Genomic DNA, 16,836 nt, shown 5'->3' on the forward strand with positions numbered 1-16,836 from the left:
CGAATGGATTCTTTCGAACAACGCCTGAATGAAGCTGCCGACCGGGTGACCGTGGCGCTGGATGCCCTGCTGCCGCGCGCGGAAGGTCCCGAAGCGCATCTCAATTCGGCCATGCGCTATGCCGCGCTTGGCCCGGGCAAGCGGTTGCGCCCCTTCCTGGCGGTCGAGGCCGGCCGGCTGGTGAATGCCGACGAGCGCGGCGTCCTGCGCGCGGCCTGTGCGCTGGAATGCATCCACGCCTATTCGCTGATCCATGACGATCTGCCGTGCATGGATGATGACGACATGCGCCGCGGCCGTCCCACGGTCCACAAGGCCTATGACGAGGCGACGGCTGTTCTGGCCGGCGATGCCCTGCAGTCGGCGGCGTTCGAGATTCTTGCGCATCCCGACACCCATCAGCGCGGCAGCGTGCGCTCGCGCCTGGTCGAACGTCTCGCCCGCGCCTCCGGTCCCTATGGCATGGTGGGCGGCCAGATGATCGACATCCGGGCCGAGACGGAACAGTTCGACATCTCGGTCGTCACCCGCATGCATCGGATGAAGACCGGCGCGCTGATCAATTATGCCGTCGAGATCGGCACGATCCTGCGCGAGGTGGAAGATCACATCCGCCGGGCGCTGGAAGGATTTGCTCACGACCTCGGACTGGCCTATCAGATCACGGACGACCTTCTGGATGCGACGGGGGACCAGGCGGAGATGGGCAAGGCGGCCGGCAAGGACGCCGGTCAAGGAAAAGCCACCTTCGTCACCATTCTGGGGGTAGACGGCGCGCGAGCCCGTTCGCGGCACTTGGCCGCACAGGCCAAGGACCACCTTGAACCCTTCGGCGCGAGAGCAGATGTTTTGAGAGAGGCCGTCGACTTCATCCTCGACCGGCGCTCGTGAAAGGCTGGACCCGTATGGCACCCACCACCCCGACCCTCGACCAGGTCCGAGATCCCTCCGACATGCGCAATTTCTCGATCGACCAGCTGCGCAAGCTGGCCGACGAGTTGCGGGCGGAGACGATCGACGCGGTCTCGGTGACGGGCGGGCATCTGGGCGCCGGTCTGGGTGTGGTCGAGCTGACCACGGCATTGCATCACGTCTTCGATACGCCGCGCGACACGCTGATCTGGGATGTCGGGCACCAGTGTTATCCGCACAAGATCCTCACCGGCCGGCGCGATCGTATCCGCACCCTGCGTCAGGGCGGCGGGCTGAGCGGTTTCACCAAGCGGGCCGAAAGCGAATACGACCCCTTCGGCGCTGCGCACGCCTCGACCTCGATCTCGGCGGCGCTGGGCTTTGCCGTGGGCCGCGACCTCAAGCATGAGGACCGCAATGTCATCGCGGTGATCGGCGACGGGTCGATGTCGGCCGGCATGGCCTATGAGGCGATGAACAATGCCGGCCATATCGGCGGCCGCCTGATCGTCATCCTCAACGACAACGACATGTCGATCGCACCGCCGGTCGGTGCGATGAGCCATTATTTCGCGCGGCTGGTCTCCTCGAAGAGCTACCGGAGCCTGCGCAAGCTGGGCAAGGGCGTGGCCAAGGCGCTGCATGTCGAGGAGGCCGCCCGCCGGGCCGAGGAATACATGCGCGGCATGGCCATGGGCGGCACGCTCTTCGAAGAGATGGGCTTCCGCTATGTCGGCCCGATCGACGGCCATGATCTCGATCAGCTGGTGCCGGTGCTGCGCAATGTCCGCGACGGCGACAATGGCCCCGTGCTGGTTCACGTCGTCACGCAGAAGGGCAAGGGCTATGCGCCCGCCGAAGCGGCCGACGACAAGTATCACGGCGTCGCCAAGTTCAACGTGGTGACCGGCGAGCAGCAGAAGTCGAAGGGCGGTCCGCCGTCCTACACCAAGGTCTTCGCACAGCAGCTCATCCGCGAGGCCGAGAAGGACGACAGTGTCGTGGCGATCACCGCGGCCATGCCCGGCGGGACCGGGCTCGACCTGTTCGGCGAGCGCTTCCCCGAGCGCATGTTCGATGTCGGCATTGCCGAACAGCACGCGGTGACTTTCGCGGCCGGTCTTGCGGCCGATGGCATGAAGCCCTTCGCGGCGATCTATTCCACCTTCCTGCAGCGCGGCTACGACCAGGTTGTCCACGATGTGGCCATCCAGAACCTGCCGGTCCGCTTTGCGATCGACCGTGCGGGCCTTGTCGGGGCCGATGGCTGCACGCATGCCGGCTCGTTCGACGTCGGCTATCTCGGACAATTGCCCGGCATGGTGCTGATGGCGGCGGCAGACGAGGTGGAGCTGTCGCGCATGGTGGCGACGGCGACGCAGATCGACGACCGTCCGTCCGCCTTCCGTTATCCGCGCGGCAATGGCACGGGTATCGAGATGCCGGACGTTATCGAGCCGCTCGAGATCGGCAAGGGCCGGATCGTGCGCGAGGGTTCGCGGATCGCCATCCTGTCGCTGGGAACGCGGCTGGCCGAGAGCCTGAAGGCTGCCGATGCGCTGGCGGCCCAGGGCTTTTCCACCACGGTTGCCGATGCACGCTTTGCCAAGCCGCTCGACGAAGACCTCATCCTGCGCCTGGCGCGCGAGCATGAAGTCCTGATCACGGTCGAAGAGGGCGCGCGGGGCGGTTTCGGTGCATTCGTGTTGCACATGCTGGCCGAGAAAGGCGCGCTGGATCGCGGGCTCAAGATCCGCACCATGACCCTGCCGGACGTCTTCCAGGACCAGGACACGCCCTTCAACATGTATGAAGAGGCCGGCCTCAACGCCCGTCACATCGCGGCCCGTGCGCTCGAAGCGATGGGCCAAGACGAAGCCGCCGCCGAACGCATCGCCGCAGCGCTTGCGGCAAGCTGACCGCTCAGTCGAGGCGGGTGAGCGCGTGCTCGGCGAGCGCCTGGACAGCCCGCCCGTGTGAGCCGACGGGATCGTCCGCGGCAAAGACGTCGAGCGGGACTTCAGGCTCAAGCCCGCGCCCCTCGTGCACCACGCCTTCGGCGTCGGCGAAGATCTCGTTCGCCAGCTCGACATACCAACCATTGGGCAGCGGTTTGGCCAACGGGGTCGAGAAGGCGCCGCGTGTCGTGGTGCCGGCCTGTGTCACGTTCGGCAATTGCCGTAGCATCATCGTCGTGATCTCGCCAGCGGACACCGTCACGTCGCTCGTCAGCACGTAGACGGGCCCGGTATAGCGCGGCCCGTCATGCGGCTCGATGCGGTAAACCGCATCGGGCTCATCGCTCCAGCCTGTACGGACCGTATAGCCGGTGAAGGGCGTGTCGGTGAAGCGGCTGGCGATCGCACGCGTCACGGCATCATAGCCGCCGCGATTGTTGGACAGGTCGAGGATGACGGCATCCGCATCGGCAAACCCGGTCAGCGCTTCGTCGAGCATGGTGTCCAGGGCAGCGAGCTCGGCGGCGGCCCATTCCGGTGTGCCGGGCGTTTGCGTGTCCGTGAAGCCGCCCATGGTGAAGATCTGGATGTAGCCGACACGGCCGTCGATCATGCCGGTGATTACGCGGTCATTGCCGATATGACGTGCGCCCGGGTCGAGGACCTCGCCTAGGGTCTGCTCGATCAGGCCGATGAGCCAGGGCGTTTCACCGATACCGCCGGTGATCGTGGGCAGGGTGGTCCCCAGCCCGTACTGGGCGCGATGACGCTCGCCGTCGAATTCGGCAATCAGCTTGGTGTGACTGTCGCCCAGCGGTTCGATCAGGCTGGCGAGAAGGGCGAAGACGTCCGCATCGCTCATATCGTCGCTCAGCCGGGCCCGTGCCTCGGTGACCTGGGCCGGCCAGTCGACACCGCGGCGTTCGAAGAAGGCGTAGTGACGTTCGAAGATCGAGGTGAAGACATCGAAGGTCGCGCGCCGGCTCGAAAGGTCCTGTGCGCCGCAGGAGTCCGGCAAAGCGTCCAGCCGTTCGAAAACCGTATTGCCGTCACTGGGCAGGTATTCGAACTTCGCGCGGTCTGAGCCCAGCGGCGTGATGTAGCGATACTCCACCTGGCTCATCAGGGTCGGACCGTGCTGCTCGGCCGCGTAACAGCCGGCGGGCGTATCCTGCCAGCGCGTGATTCCTTCAGCGTCGATCTCCAGGACCCAGCCATACTCGGCGGAGTGCCAGATGCCGCGCGCCGGCTCGATTGTGCCGTTTCCGTCGAAGATTTCTTGAGGCTGGGCGAGCGCGGAGGTCTCGCTGCAGGCGGCCAGACTCAGTGCTGCGCAGATCGCAAGAGAGGAAGCTCGGGACATGGGACGCTCAAAAAATGACTACGGTCATCTTTTAGCGATCCGCCGGCTCGTGGGCAAGGGCCTGATAGCCTGCCAGCGCACACAGATGTGACAGCCGCCGCTCCACGCGGTCTTCCAGCTGGCCGCTCTGACCCGAAGTCAGCCATTCGCGAATGGAGCCCGTGACCAGCGTGACAACCAGATCCGCCATGGCCTCGGCATCGGTCGATGCGGGAAGCGCGCCCGCGTCACGGGCTGCGGCAATCATCTCAGCCATGTCCCCGGCGACCAGTTGGTCGGCCTGGCGCTCGGCAGCCTGGACGGATGGTGTCGCAACCGCATGCATGTGTTTGGCTTGCCACATCCGGGGGGATGCTGCGGCAAAGTCCGAACTGCGCAGGGCGAGGGCGGTCAGGCGCCGGGGCAGGGGCGCATTGGTCAGCTCCGGGGGTTCGATGCGTGTCCGCGCGATGACATCCGCATACCATTCGGCAAGCAGATCGGCCTTGCTCGGAAAATGGTTGAAGAAGGTCCCCTTGGCCACGCCGGCGGCCGCGACGATCTGGTCGACGCTGACGGCATCATAGCCGTCCCGTTCGATCAGTGTGTGGGCTGCGTCATAGAGGGCTTTGCGAACCGCCCGCTTTTTGCTTTCTCTCTTGCCGGTCATCGGCGCAGGATGCGCAGTTTGGTGACCGCAGTCACTTATTATCCGCAGGACGTCGATGCGCGCTGACCGTTACCTTGTCGAACACGGCTACTTCGAGACCCGCGCCCGGGCGCAGGCCGCGATTGCGGCCGGCAAGGTGCGGGCCGATGGCGAACCGGTCGGCAAGCCTTCGCAGAAGATCGCGCCCGGCGCCCGGATCGAGGCGGAAGAGGCGTTTCCCTGGGTGTCGCGTGCAGCGCTGAAACTGGTAGCGGCGCTTGATGCCTTCGACATCGATCCGGCGGGGCGGGTGTGCCTCGATGTCGGCGCCTCGACGGGCGGTTTCACCGAAGTCCTGCTGTCACGCGGCGCGCGGCATGTCTATTCGGTCGATGTCGGGCGGGATCAGCTGCACGCGCGGCTTCAGTTCGACCCGCGCGTGACCTCCCTGGAAGGCATGGACGCGCGGGCGCTGGAGGCGGATGTGTTCAGCGAACCGCCATCGCTCGTGGTCTGCGACGCCAGCTTCATTTCGCTGCTCAAGGTGATCATGCGGCCGCTGGAACTGGCTGCACCGAGCGCCGAACTGATCGCCCTGATCAAACCCCAGTTCGAGGTCGGCAGGGCGGCCATCGGCAAGGGCGGTCTCGTAAAGAATGACGCCGATCGCCAGCGCGCCGTTGACGCGGTTTGCTCCGGGCTCGAGGCCGGTTCGGATTTCAGGGTCGGCGCGGTCATCGACAGTCCAGTCGAAGGGGGTGACGGCAACAGGGAATACCTTATGGCCGCCACCCGCTCGAACCCAGTATGAATGCTCGAAATGACCGCGATTTAATGGCTCAGTAGGTGTCAGCCGGGCGCCAGATACCGTCGGCACCCTGACACATCTGCACCTGGTCGCTCACGGCCCGGCCATAGCTGTCGACGCTCTGGGTCCGCCGCCACTCGCACCGGCCCGTTGCCGACACCGTCGTATAGGTCGACGAGGCCGAATAGGTGCGGGCCGGCTCATTGCGCTGGCCGCCCAGGAGTTCGCCCGAGGATCCGTAGTCGTCATCGTAATAGCGGTCGTCGCCATAACCGGCATTGCTGTCATAGTAGCGGTCATCCTCATAGTAGGGATCGTCGCCGTAATAGCCGGTGTCGCCATAATAGCCGTCCGGCTTGCCCGGATAACGGTTGTCCGGGTAGCGGTTGTTGGACGGATAACGGGTATTGCCGCAGTCCTCGCCACTGGCGATGCCGGCCCCGATCAGGGCGCCGACACCGGCCCCGGCGATCGTGCCGACTTCCTCGGCATTGCCGCGATCGCGGTGCTCATAGCGGCGGTCGCGCCGGCCGTAATAGCCCCGGCCATGGCGGCGGGCATCGTCCCAGCGGGCGTGACGGTCCCAGCGGTCCGGACGGCCATGGCGGTTATTATTGCTGTCGTCAGCCAGCTCATTGCCGATCACGGCACCGAGAATGCCGCCGATCAGGGCGCCGGCAACCTGCCGGTTCTGGCGGCTGGCTTCACAATCCTGATAGGTCTGGCCCGAACGGGCGCCATAGGACTGGGCTTCGGCGACGGCCGGCAGGGTTGCCGAAAGCGCCGTCGCGGCGAGCAGGGCGGGGGTCAGCAGTTTCATCGTGTGCCTCCATGCGTCGGGAGTGCTTTGTCCCAATGTCCAGCTGATCCTAGGCGGCCGGCGATGAGCCCAGGATGAACGGGCAGGTGACGGCTTCGCAATCCTCCGGATACGGTTTCCACATGCACAAACGGGGCCGGTGATGACCGGCCCCGTCTGACATGCGCCCGATGTGGAAGATCTACTGGCGGTGGGCAACCTGCCAGTCGCCATAACCGTCGCGGCACATGCGCACGCGGTCATAATTATAGGTGCCGTCAGGCATGTAGATCTCGGCATCGCCCCACCGGCATTCCCGTCCGGCAGTGTAGTAGGTCTCGCGGACCACAATCGTGCCGCGCACGCCGGAATACGGGTTCGCCCAGTAATAGGGTTCGCCATACTCGAAGGCATAGTTCATGGCGTAGTGGTATTGCGCCCGGTCGCAGTTATCCATGCGGTCGAGACTGCTGCCCAGGGCTGCGCCGAACCCTGCACCCAGCAGGATGCCGGCGCCGACACTGTCATCGCCCGCAGCCGCACCGCCGACGAGGGCCCCGAGCAGGGCGCCGACGATGGCGCCGTCGCTGCCATTGCGGTCATAGCGGCACAGCCCGTCATAATAGGCAAAGCGGCGGCCCTCATAGCCATGGCTGTAATACTGGCGGTGATAGCGCCAGCGGTCCGACGGACCCCAATGGCCGTAATAGCGGGCGTTCGACCAGCCGCGATTCATGTGATGCACCCAGTGCAGGCGCGCCTGGCGGCGTGCCCGGTCGCGATAGAAATCGCGGCGGCGCTGGGCATACTCCCATCGGCGGCGGTCGTGATGGGCGCCGGGGCGGCGGCCGCGATCATTGTCCCACCGGCGGTCCCGGCGATTGTCATGATAGTCCCGGCGCTGATCGCGGCGATCCCAGGCCGGGTTCCGGCCATTGCGGTCCCGGCCGGCATCGCGATGATCCCGGCGACGGTCCCAGTCGCGCTGGTCACGGCGATTATTGTCCCAGCCCGGATTGCGGCCATTGCGGTCGCGCCGGGCATCGCGTTGATCGCGACGATTGTCCCAGTTGCGCTGGTCGCGCCGGTTATTGTCCCAGTTGCGCTGGTCGCGCCGGTTATTGTCCCAGCCGGGACCCCGGCCGTTTCGGTTGCGGTCACCGGCCTGGTCACGGCGATCATGATCGCCTGCACCGCGGCGATTGCGATCCTGTCCGCCCGGTTGACCGTCCCGGCGATGATCGCCTCGTCCCGTTCCCGGCGGGGGATCGCGGCGCTCACGGCGGGCGTCGCCCCGGTCCCGGCCGCGCCGTTCGCGTGCATCCCGGTTGCCACGATCAGGCTGGGCCTGCTCGCGCCGGGCTTCGCGGCCGGCGCGACGGTGTTCGCGACGGTCGGGATCGCCATAGCTGTTACCGCTTTCCTGCCGCTGGGCGTCCGCCGGTGCGGCCACCGCCAGAGTGGCGGGCAGAAGGACAAGGGCGACAAGGGCGGTGCCAAGCAGGTGGTGCTTGCGTGATGTCATGGGACACGCCTCCGGGTCTACGCCGGGACGGACCCGGCCAGGTTGACCGAAGGTTAATTCGGCGCGGATGAGCCCAGCATGAACAGGGCCTTCATCTTTCGTCCGAACCCGGAAAACCGTTCAGAACGCGCTCTGTCCGGCGTGCCTCAGCTTGTGATCGGCCAGTACGAGCGCTGCCATCGCCTCGCCGACCGGGACCGCACGGATGCCGACGCAGGGGTCGTGCCGGCCGCGGGTCTCAATCTCGGTCTCATTGAAGTCGCGGTCCAGCGTGCGCCGGGGCACACGGATCGAGGAGGTCGGCTTGACGGCGAAGCGGATCACAAGGTCCTGGCCGGTCGAAATACCGCCCAGCACGCCGCCGTTATGGTTCGACAGGAAGTGCGGGCCGTCCTCGCCCATGCGCATTTCATCCGCTGCGTCTTCGCCGCGCAGGGCAGCCGAGCCGAAGCCGGCACCGATCTCCACGCCCTTGACCGCGTTGATGGTCATCATCGCCATGGCGAGGTCACTATCCAGCTTGCCGTAGACCGGAGCGCCCCAGCCAGCCGGTACGCCGGAGACCACGACTTCGACGATGGCACCGGTCGATGAGCCGTCGCGGCGTAGCGCGTCCATGTCCGCTTCCCACAGGGCAGCGGTTTCCGCGTCCGGGCAGAAGAAGGGGTTCTCGTTCACCTGGTCCCAGTCCCAGCGCGAGCGGTCAATGGCGCGGGCGCCGACCTGGACCAGCGCGGCGCGGATCGTGATCCCGTCGCCCAGCACTTTGCGGGCAATACCGCCGGCAGCCACGCGCATGGCCGTCTCGCGGGCCGACGAACGCCCGCCGCCGCGATAATCCCGCACGCCATACTTCATGTCATAGGTGTAGTCGGCGTGGCCCGGGCGCCACTTGTCACGGATATCGCCATAATCCTTTGACCGTGCATCGACATTCTCGATCATCAGCCCGATCGGTGTACCGGTGGTGACAGGGCCTCCCGTGCGGTCGTCCTCGAACGTGCCGGAGAGAATACGCACGCGATCCGGTTCCTGGCGCGGTGTGACATGGCGGCTGGAGCCCGGGCGGCGCAGGTCCAGCCAGGGCTGGAGATCGTCCTCACTCAGGGGAATTCCGGCCGGGCAGCCATCGACAACGGCACCGATGGCCGGTCCGTGGCTTTCGCCCCAGGTGGTGATCCTGAACAAGTGTCCGAATGAGTTGTGAGACATGATCAATCCGCATTTTGGCGCAGACTAGTCGCGGATCAGGCGTCCGTCACGCAGCCGACTGCGCTTTGCGGATCCAGCGGGCCAGGCGCGCATGGGCGGAAGGACGGGAATATTCGTGGATGAAGGCTTCCAGATCCGCCCGGTCGAGCAGGGAGGGGATGTCGGACGGCCCCGTTTCCTGTGCTGCGGCGATGCGGATCGTGATGATCGTACCGGGTTCGCCCACCGCTGTAACGCGTTCGCCGTCGCGTGTGCCGGCCGGAATGCGCACCAGGACGGGGCGCTCGCCATGGCGCAGGGTCCGTGTGACGCCGGTGGCGGCCTCGGTCCGGCTGATCTCGATATCCAGACAGACCGGTGCATTGGCCTTGATCAGGTCCATGGCCGCAACGATTTCCGCCAGTCGCGCAAGCGTCTGCGGTGTCGGGGGTGTGACATCGGGATGCAGGGTCTTCACGAGCGCGCGAAAGGCAGACTTGGCCGCCTCACGCCCGTCACCGGGCGCGAGTCCGAGGGCGGCATAGGCCTGTCCGATACTCGTAACACGCGCTGTCATAGCGTGAATCTAGGCCGAGAAGATTCCCGAAAGGTTGACGCCGCTGACTTTGAGCGTACCTAGGCGGCAAGCACGCCGGAGGTGAATCATGTCGAAGTCGAAGCCGGGTCTCATTCCGCCCTCGCCGGACGCGGAAGCATATGCCAAGACCGCCGATGCCAATGCCGCGGAGATTTTCGACCGCGAGGATCCGTTCGCCCTGTTTGCCGACTGGCTGGAGGACGCCAAGCGCAAGGAGCCGAACGACGCCAATGCGATGGCGCTGGCGACGGCGGATGCCGACGGCCTGCCGGATGTGCGCATGGTGCTCCTGAAGGATGTCGATCCGGACGGCTTCGTCTTCTACACCAATCTGGAAAGCGCCAAGGGTCAGCAGCTGGCGGTGAATGCCAAGGCGGCGCTGTGCTTTCACTGGAAGTCCCTGCGCCGCCAGGTCCGGGTGAGGGGGCTTGTCCAGCCCGTTTCCGCCGATGAGGCCGACGCGTATTTTGCGTCCCGCGCCCGGGACAGCCGGATCGGCGCCTGGGCCTCGAAACAGTCGCGCCCGCTGGAAAGCCGCTTCGCCCTGGAAAAGGCCGTTGCTCGCGAGGCGGCGCGCTTCGGTCTGGGCGAAGTGCCGCGCCCGCCGCACTGGTCCGGTTTCCGGATCGTGCCGGTGTCGATCGAGTTCTGGCGTGACCGGCCCTTCCGCCTGCACGACCGGATGACGTTTTCGCGACCGGATTCACACTCGCCTTGGCAGGTCGATCGGCTGTATCCTTGATACGAAGCCAAGCGGGGGCTTGATATGCGCAGTTTCGGCAAATTCCTGCGGGCGATCCTCGTCCCGCTCGGATGGGTGTGTGCCCTTCTGGCCCTGGGTGTGCCGCTCTGGTTCGCACTGGCGGCCTTCGGGACCAAGTGGGAGTTCATCGACCTGGCGACGGGCCTGGGGTGGATGACGCACACGATCGGCCGGCCGCTTCTGCTCGCAAGCCTCGTGGCTGGCGGATTGAGCCTGTTTCTGTCGCTTGTGCATCTGATCGCCCGCCGGCGCCTTTTCGGCGCCTTCCTGTCTCCCGTGCTCGCCGTCGGGGTCGGGGTCGCAGGGCTGGGCTGGGCCTGGCAGATCGACCGGCAACGCGGCGCCCAGCCGCTGCTGCTGGACGTGACAACGGATATCGAAAGCCCGCCGCACTTCACGCCGTCCTTCGCCGCGCGCCGCTCCGCCCATCACCAGGCGCTCGAATATCAAGGCAAGCTGGGCGCGGACGGGCGTCCGCTCGCCGCCGTACAGGCCGACGCCTATCCGGCGCTGGCCACGGTTCATGTTGACCGGGCGCCGGAGGCGGTCTTTGCAGACGCGCTGCGCTATGCGCACACGCATCGCTGGCGCGTCGGGACAGCCTCGGCAAGCGCCGGCATGTTCGAAGCAGGCACGGAGAGCTTCTGGTACGGTCTGCGCGACGACATTGTCGTCCGCGTGCGCGATGACGGGGAGGGCGGCAGCCTCGTCGACATCCGCTCCCTCGCCCGCCAGCCCATCCACGATCTCGGCCGCAACGCCCGGCGCGTCCAGGCGTTCAGCGCGGCGATCGCGGACGACGCTCGCTAGGCCACCGCCTCGCCCGGAGTGTATTCCGCTTCCAGTCCCGGCTCGCCTGTGCAGGCGATGCGGCCGGTTTCGATCATGTGGATGAGGTGGGCGAGGACCGAGTGGGCGGCGGCGGGATGGAGCCGTTTGTCGACATCGGCATACATCGCCTCGACCATGTCGCGCACGCGGTGGCGGCCGGCGCGGACCTGTTCGAGAATCTGCGCCTCGCGCTGCATGCGGTGGTCGATATAGGCTTGGATGAAAGGCCGCGGCTCTGTGATCGCCGGGCCATGGGTCGGCCAGAGAATGTCGAAATCGCGGTCGCGGATGCGGGCGAGCTCGCGCAGATAATCCCCCATATGACCGTCCGGCGGGCTGATCACGCTGGTCGACCAGGCCATGACATGGTCGCCGGCAAACAGCGTGTTTTCTTCCAGCAGGGCGTAGCAGACGTGATTGGACGTATGGCCGGGCGTGTGAAGCGCTTCGATGGACCAGTCCTTGCCCCGGAAAACCTCGCCATCGCGCACCTGGACGTCCGGTTTGAAGCCGGTGTCGTCGCCCGCCTCGAGGCGGACCTCGCCGCCGGCGGGCGGCGTGATCTGCGGGCCGTACCCATAGACGGTCGCGCCATGTTTTTCGGCGAGCGGATGCGCCATGGGCGAGTGGTCGAGATGGTGATGGGTGACAAAGACATGCGTTACCCGTTCGCCATCCAGCGCGCGGTCCAGGGCGTCGATATGGTCGGGATGGACCGGACCCGGATCGATCACGGCAACCTCGCCATGGCCGATAATATAGACACCGGTCCCGGTATAGGTGAACGGGCCGGGATTGGGCGCGACAACGCGGCGAATCCGGCCTGACAGCCGGTCGCAGCGGCCATACTCGAATTCAAAGTCTCGGACGAAGGGGATGGCAGTCATGAAAGCCTGTCGGGCTGTTGGGTCGGGGAGGGGCGGACCAGGTCGCGGAAAGCCGCGGCAAGCCGCCGGGTCACGGTGATCTTGTCGCGCAGCTTCATGGCGATGGGCGGACCCATGTCTGTCTTGTTCACATCGACGACGTAGAGGCGGCCATCGGTGCGGTCGCGCAGCACGTCCAGCCCGCCCCAGTCCAGCCGCATGGCCTGGGCAAAGCGGATCAGGCTGTCCTGCTCGGCCGGGGTGAAGACGGTATGGGTCTCGGCGAAGTCGACCTCGTCATTGGAATTGCAGAAGCGCACGGCCTCGCGTCGGCGCTTGCGCAACACCAGCGGGATGCGTCCGCCGATCATCGGGCAGCGCAGATCCTCGACCAGGCCGCGGCCATTGCGGTTGTCGATCACGCGCTGATAGACATGTCCGTGGCGGGCCGGGGCCGGGCCCTGGATAATGCGGCCGTCATGGGCGCCATTGGTTTCGGATTTCTCGACCATAGGGCCGGTCCAGCTTTCCGGATCGACCGAGAGCGGGTAGCCGAAACACTGCTCGAAGACGCGGGCGACATGGCTCTTGGCGATGCTCTGGCAGCCGGCATTGATGAGGCGTGTGCCGGGCTGTGCCTGGACCGGGTGGCACACTGTACAATCGTCGAACACGAAGACGGCGTCGGCCGTCTCGGGGCTATCGGCGATGCGGGCGCCTGCCGCGTGAAGCACTGACCAGACGAGATACCAGGGCCGCGGGCGGTCCGGGGTGAACCAGATGCGGGGGCCGGACTGTGCCGCCGCCTTCAGCCGCCAGGACTCGACCACGAAATAGAAGGGGAACCAGGCCAGCACTTCGCCGATCAGCCCCGGTTCGAGACGCAGGCGTGCCCCGGTCTTCTTGACGGTGACGACACCGTCCTGAAATTCGAAGTCTCGCCACCACAGCGCGCTGTGCATGGAAGGGCCTTTCTCCTGTCGTCACGCCGCATCCTAGGCATGTGCCGGACACATGCAATTCACGCTGGATCACGGACGGCGCGGATCTTGCGTGAGATGGCGCGAAGCCGAACACGCGAGGCGAATGTGAACGTCGGGGAATTCATAAGCAAGCGCGTCCTGCGCCTGGGCTGGCTCGTCCTCCTGCTGATCGTGGCCGAGTCTTTTGTCAGTGGTGCGACAGATCAGGCAGCACTGTCGCGGACGGCCCCCTTGCCCCCGGCTGACACCGCCCTGATGCAGGAGTAACGGCAGAGGCTTCATTGACAATGCCTGCGCCCCATTGAAACTGCGGCGAACTCCGGAACGAGCCGATTACTGCATGTTTGGTTTTGTACTCCGGCGCGTAGGCGTCGCCATCCCGACTATCCTGGTGATCATCACGATCGCCTTTTTCATGATGCGTGCCGCTCCCGGCGGGCCTTTCGATCTGGAACGGCCCATGCCCGAGGAGACGCGGCAGATCCTGCTGGCCAATTACGGCATGGATCAGCCGCTGTGGCGGCAATATCTCGACTATATGGGCGATCTCGCGCGCGGCGATCTGGGACCGTCGCTCAAGCTGCGCGACAAACAGGTCAACGAGATCATCGCCGAAGGCTTTCCGGTCAGCGCGACGATCGGCCTGTTTTCCATGCTGCTGGCGATCACGCTCGGTTCCTTCCTCGGCTCCGTGGCGGCGTTGCGGCAGAACACGGCGGGCGATTTCTCGGTCATGACCTTCGCGATGGTGGGAATCAGTATTCCCCCCTTTGTGATGGGGCCGATCCTGGCGCTGGTCTTCGGCCTTTATCTCGGTCTTGTGCCGACCGGAGGCCTTGATCCGCGCTATGGCATGACGCCGGACCGGCTCATCCTGCCGATCATCACGCTGGCACTGCCGCAGATCGCGATCATCGCGCGCCTGATGCGTGCCTCGATGATCGAGGTGATCCGCTCGAACTATATCCGAACCGCACGCGCCAAGGGCCTGTCCGCCCACGCCGTCATCTTCCGGCATGCGCTGCGCTCTGCCGTGCTGCCATTGGTGAGCTATCTCGGCCCGGCTTCGGCCGCCGTGATTTCCGGTTCGCTTGTGATCGAACGTGTCTTCCAGCTGCCCGGTATCGGCAAGCACTTCGTCGATGCCGCCCTTCAGCGTGACTACACGGTCGTGATGGGCGTGGTGATCATCTATGCCACGCTGATCATCGTGCTGAACCTGCTCGCCGACCTGCTGTACGGCGTCCTCAACCCCAAAGTGAAGTACGAATAATGACGTTGCTGTCGACGCCCGGGGAAAAGGCGGAAATCCTCGAAGCCGCCTCCGTGAAGGGCCGCTCCCTGTGGGACGATGCCTTGGCGCGCCTCATGCGCAATCGTGCCGCCGTCACCTCCATGGTGATCCTGGGCATCCTGATCCTGCTGGCGACAGTCGGGCAGGCGCTTTGGGTGCACGACTACGACACGATTTATCGCGACAAGGTCTGGATCGCACCGACCTGGGAAGACTGGCACATTCTGGGCACCGATGCGCAGGGCCGCGACATGGTTGCGCGTATCCTCGTGGGCCTTGGCGTGTCGCTCATGGTGGGCGTGGTGGCGACCATCGTGTCGCTTCTGATCGGTGTGACCTGGGGCGCGACGGCCGGCTTTATCGGCGGCCGGGTCGACCAGGCGATGATGCGCTTCGTCGACATCCTCTACTCGCTGCCCTTCATCTTCTTCGTGATCATGCTGATGGTCGTGTTCGGCCGGAATATCATCCTGATCTTCGTGGCCATCGGCGCCGTGGAATGGCTGACCATGGCCCGGATCGTGCGCGGCCAGACGCTGGCGCTGAAGAATATGGAATTCGTCGAGGCCGCCGAGGCCGCCGGCGTGTCCCGCTTCAAGATCATCCAGCGTCACATTATCCCCAACGTGCTCGGGCCGGTCGTGGTCTATGTCACGCTGATGATCCCGGTCGTGATCCTGGCCGAAAGCTTCCTGTCCTTCCTCGGACTGGGGGTGCAGGAGCCGCTGACCTCGCTGGGCCGCCTGATCTCGGCCGGTGCACAGGACATGGAGCCGGCGCCCTGGACGCTGATCGGTCCGGCGGTGACGATGATGGTCACGCTGTTCTGCCTGAACTTCATCGGCGACGGCCTTCGCGACGCGATCGACCCGAAGGACAGGTAGAAAGCCCGCCGGACGCGCGGTTGCGCATGCCGCGCGGAAGAGCCGCTCCTGAAGGGGGCGGCTCTTCCGTGAGCTGGGGCGGTCTGTATGTACTGCTACTCCTCGCGGCGGACGCGGACAGCGCGTCCCTCACCGTCTACACGGAGCAAGTAGCTGCTCATCGCACCGCGCCGGATTTCCGCGAAATGGGGCCCTCGGCCACGGAGCCGGATTCTTCGACCATCGTCGGTCTGCCGCCACACCTGCCCATTCTCCATTTCGAACAGCATCGTGTCGTAGCCAACGATACGGATGCGTTCCAGTCGCATCGTGACTGTGTCGACATTTCCTTCGTCGTCCCGGGCAACGACGCGGACCTCTTCCTCTGCCAGTTCGGTCGCTGATTGCGGGGCAGCCTCCCGACCGGGCGTCGGTGCTTGTGGCGTCGCTGGCGCGGTCCCCTCTGCGCCGGCTACAGCTTCGTGCTGTTCGCGCCCTGAAGACAGATTGGGAAGAGCGAAACGCGGCAGGCTGGGTAGGTTGAAACCGAAGCTGTCACGCTCGACCGCTTCGACCGCCTCGCGCTCGACAACCACAATGTCGCCGGTATCACGAGCGTTGGCGAGCCGGGTCGAGGTCTCGTCAAAACAGGCCAGACGGGTTTCAATGTCTGCGATCGAGCGGCAGGCGAGCACATCGTCCACCGGATCGCCCTGGAACGCGAGAGCTGCCGGGGCGAGAAGTGCTATTGTGGCGGCGGACAGGGTCAGTCGGGAAAGAGCAGACATGGCTGAAATCCTATTGGTGTAACTACTGGACACGTTCGGCCCGGAACCAGCGCCCGCCATTATTCAGGCGCATGAAGTAGGAGCCGAGGGCGCCGCTGCGGATATTGGCTGTCAGGCCGGGGCGGACACCGCTGCGAATGCCCTGGATGCGCGTGCTGTCTGTCTGGCGCCACACCTGGCCATTGGCAAGGGTGACCACGGCATCGCCGGAACGATTGATCTCGATATCGGTGACCGACAGGTTCTCGATCCGCTCGATATCGCCGTCTTCGGTGCGGTGGACGATACGGTCCGGCGACTGGGCCGTTGCATCGGCCTCGACCAGATCGTCTTCGCCCCCGCCACTGCGGCGGCCCAGTCCCGGGATGGAGAAGTTGGGCAGGCTCAGACCGAAAACCGATTCTTCCGCCGCTTCGATCTGGCCGCGATCGACCGCGACGACTTCGCCGGACTCGGCATTTCCGTAAAGGGTTTCCACCGCCGCATCGAGACAGGCCAGGCGCGCGTCATCGTCCGCGATGTTGCGGCACTCGAACAGCGGTTGCAGGGGCGAGTCACCGGATTGCGCATAAGCGACGGGTGTCAGGACAAGTGGCGATATCACAAGGAGTAATCGGGCGTTCATCTTCTTTCCGTCAAGTTGCGCTCGCTTCGAACTATGCGCGA

General features: G+C 65.5%; 17 protein-coding genes. 7 read left to right on the top strand and 10 right to left on the bottom strand.

The window, feature by feature from the left end; all coding sequences use genetic code 11:
* Positions 1-3: 3 nt before the first annotated feature.
* Both JJ918_RS09780 and dxs read left to right on the top strand, forming a co-directional pair.
* Positions 4-891: a polyprenyl synthetase family protein gene (locus JJ918_RS09780; protein WP_291886489.1), complete on the top strand. Its 888-nt coding sequence runs from the start codon at positions 4-6 to the stop codon at positions 889-891.
* Between the two features lie 14 nt (positions 892-905).
* Positions 906-2,831 (top strand): 1-deoxy-D-xylulose-5-phosphate synthase, encoded by a 1,926-nt coding sequence (gene dxs, locus JJ918_RS09785; RefSeq protein WP_291886490.1) that lies wholly within the window; start codon positions 906-908, stop codon positions 2,829-2,831.
* A gap of 4 nt (positions 2,832-2,835) precedes the next feature.
* Here dxs and JJ918_RS09790 read toward each other — a convergent pair whose 3' ends face one another.
* Both JJ918_RS09790 and JJ918_RS09795 read right to left on the bottom strand, forming a co-directional pair.
* Positions 2,836-4,233 carry a S41 family peptidase gene (locus tag JJ918_RS09790; protein ID WP_291886493.1) on the bottom strand — a complete coding sequence of 466 codons (1,398 nt, stop codon included), beginning with the start codon at positions 4,231-4,233 and terminating at the stop codon, positions 2,836-2,838.
* A 31-nt stretch (positions 4,234-4,264) separates the two neighbouring features.
* On the bottom strand, positions 4,265-4,882 hold the full coding sequence (locus JJ918_RS09795; RefSeq protein ID WP_291886496.1) for a TetR/AcrR family transcriptional regulator: 618 nt from the start codon (positions 4,880-4,882) through the stop codon (positions 4,265-4,267).
* A gap of 55 nt (positions 4,883-4,937) precedes the next feature.
* On the opposite strand from JJ918_RS09795, the gene JJ918_RS09800 reads away from it, so the two are divergent.
* Positions 4,938-5,672: a TlyA family RNA methyltransferase gene (locus JJ918_RS09800; protein ID WP_291886499.1), complete on the top strand. Its 735-nt coding sequence runs from the start codon at positions 4,938-4,940 to the stop codon at positions 5,670-5,672.
* Between the two features lie 28 nt (positions 5,673-5,700).
* Here JJ918_RS09800 and JJ918_RS09805 read toward each other — a convergent pair whose 3' ends face one another.
* The 4 genes from JJ918_RS09805 to JJ918_RS09820 form a co-directional block, all read right to left on the bottom strand.
* Positions 5,701-6,489: a hypothetical protein gene (locus JJ918_RS09805; protein WP_291886502.1), complete on the bottom strand. Its 789-nt coding sequence runs from the start codon at positions 6,487-6,489 to the stop codon at positions 5,701-5,703.
* A 181-nt stretch (positions 6,490-6,670) separates the two neighbouring features.
* Positions 6,671-7,993: a hypothetical protein gene (locus JJ918_RS09810; RefSeq protein ID WP_291886505.1), complete on the bottom strand. Its 1,323-nt coding sequence runs from the start codon at positions 7,991-7,993 to the stop codon at positions 6,671-6,673.
* A gap of 120 nt (positions 7,994-8,113) precedes the next feature.
* Positions 8,114-9,205 carry a chorismate synthase gene (aroC, locus tag JJ918_RS09815; protein WP_291886507.1) on the bottom strand — a complete coding sequence of 364 codons (1,092 nt, stop codon included), beginning with the start codon at positions 9,203-9,205 and terminating at the stop codon, positions 8,114-8,116.
* 46 nt (positions 9,206-9,251) lie between these two features.
* A complete protein-coding gene (locus JJ918_RS09820) occupies positions 9,252-9,761 on the bottom strand; it encodes a hypothetical protein (RefSeq protein ID WP_291886509.1) in 510 nt (169 codons plus the stop codon).
* A gap of 88 nt (positions 9,762-9,849) precedes the next feature.
* On the opposite strand from JJ918_RS09820, the gene pdxH reads away from it, so the two are divergent.
* Positions 9,850-10,524 (top strand): pyridoxamine 5'-phosphate oxidase, encoded by a 675-nt coding sequence (gene pdxH, locus JJ918_RS09825; RefSeq protein ID WP_291886512.1) that lies wholly within the window; start codon positions 9,850-9,852, stop codon positions 10,522-10,524.
* Between the two features lie 24 nt (positions 10,525-10,548).
* Entirely contained in the window at positions 10,549-11,355 is an 807-nt protein-coding gene (locus JJ918_RS09830; protein ID WP_291886514.1) for a DUF1499 domain-containing protein, read from the top strand.
* On the opposite strand, the gene JJ918_RS09835 is transcribed toward JJ918_RS09830, so the two are convergent.
* Both JJ918_RS09835 and JJ918_RS09840 read right to left on the bottom strand, forming a co-directional pair.
* On the bottom strand, positions 11,352-12,263 hold the full coding sequence (locus tag JJ918_RS09835) for an MBL fold metallo-hydrolase (RefSeq protein ID WP_291886516.1): 912 nt from the start codon (positions 12,261-12,263) through the stop codon (positions 11,352-11,354). The two genes, JJ918_RS09830 and JJ918_RS09835, sit on opposite strands and share 4 nt — an antisense overlap.
* A complete protein-coding gene (locus JJ918_RS09840; protein WP_291886518.1) occupies positions 12,260-13,204 on the bottom strand; it encodes a hypothetical protein in 945 nt (314 codons plus the stop codon). Before JJ918_RS09840 ends, JJ918_RS09835 begins: the two co-directional genes overlap by 4 nt.
* A 361-nt stretch (positions 13,205-13,565) precedes the next feature.
* On the opposite strand from JJ918_RS09840, the gene JJ918_RS09845 reads away from it, so the two are divergent.
* Together JJ918_RS09845 and JJ918_RS09850 are read left to right on the top strand one after the other, a co-directional pair.
* Positions 13,566-14,498, top strand: a complete 933-nt coding sequence (locus JJ918_RS09845) for an ABC transporter permease (protein ID WP_271185038.1) — start codon at positions 13,566-13,568, stop codon at positions 14,496-14,498.
* Positions 14,498-15,403: an ABC transporter permease gene (locus JJ918_RS09850; RefSeq protein WP_291886520.1), complete on the top strand. Its 906-nt coding sequence runs from the start codon at positions 14,498-14,500 to the stop codon at positions 15,401-15,403. Before JJ918_RS09845 ends, JJ918_RS09850 begins: the two co-directional genes overlap by 1 nt.
* Positions 15,404-15,498: 95 nt before the next feature.
* Here the strand turns inward: JJ918_RS09850 and JJ918_RS09855 are convergent, their stop codons facing one another.
* Both JJ918_RS09855 and JJ918_RS09860 read right to left on the bottom strand, forming a co-directional pair.
* On the bottom strand, positions 15,499-16,170 hold the full coding sequence (locus JJ918_RS09855; RefSeq protein ID WP_291886522.1) for a hypothetical protein: 672 nt from the start codon (positions 16,168-16,170) through the stop codon (positions 15,499-15,501).
* A 22-nt stretch (positions 16,171-16,192) separates the two neighbouring features.
* The gene (locus tag JJ918_RS09860) at positions 16,193-16,795 is read right to left on the bottom strand and encodes a hypothetical protein (RefSeq protein ID WP_291886524.1); all 603 of its coding nucleotides are present in this window, start codon (positions 16,793-16,795) and stop codon (positions 16,193-16,195) included.
* Between the last annotated feature and the right edge of the window lie 41 nt (positions 16,796-16,836).

The organism is Maricaulis sp., from assembly GCF_017642925.1.
Lineage (GTDB): Bacteria > Pseudomonadota > Alphaproteobacteria > Caulobacterales > Maricaulaceae > Maricaulis.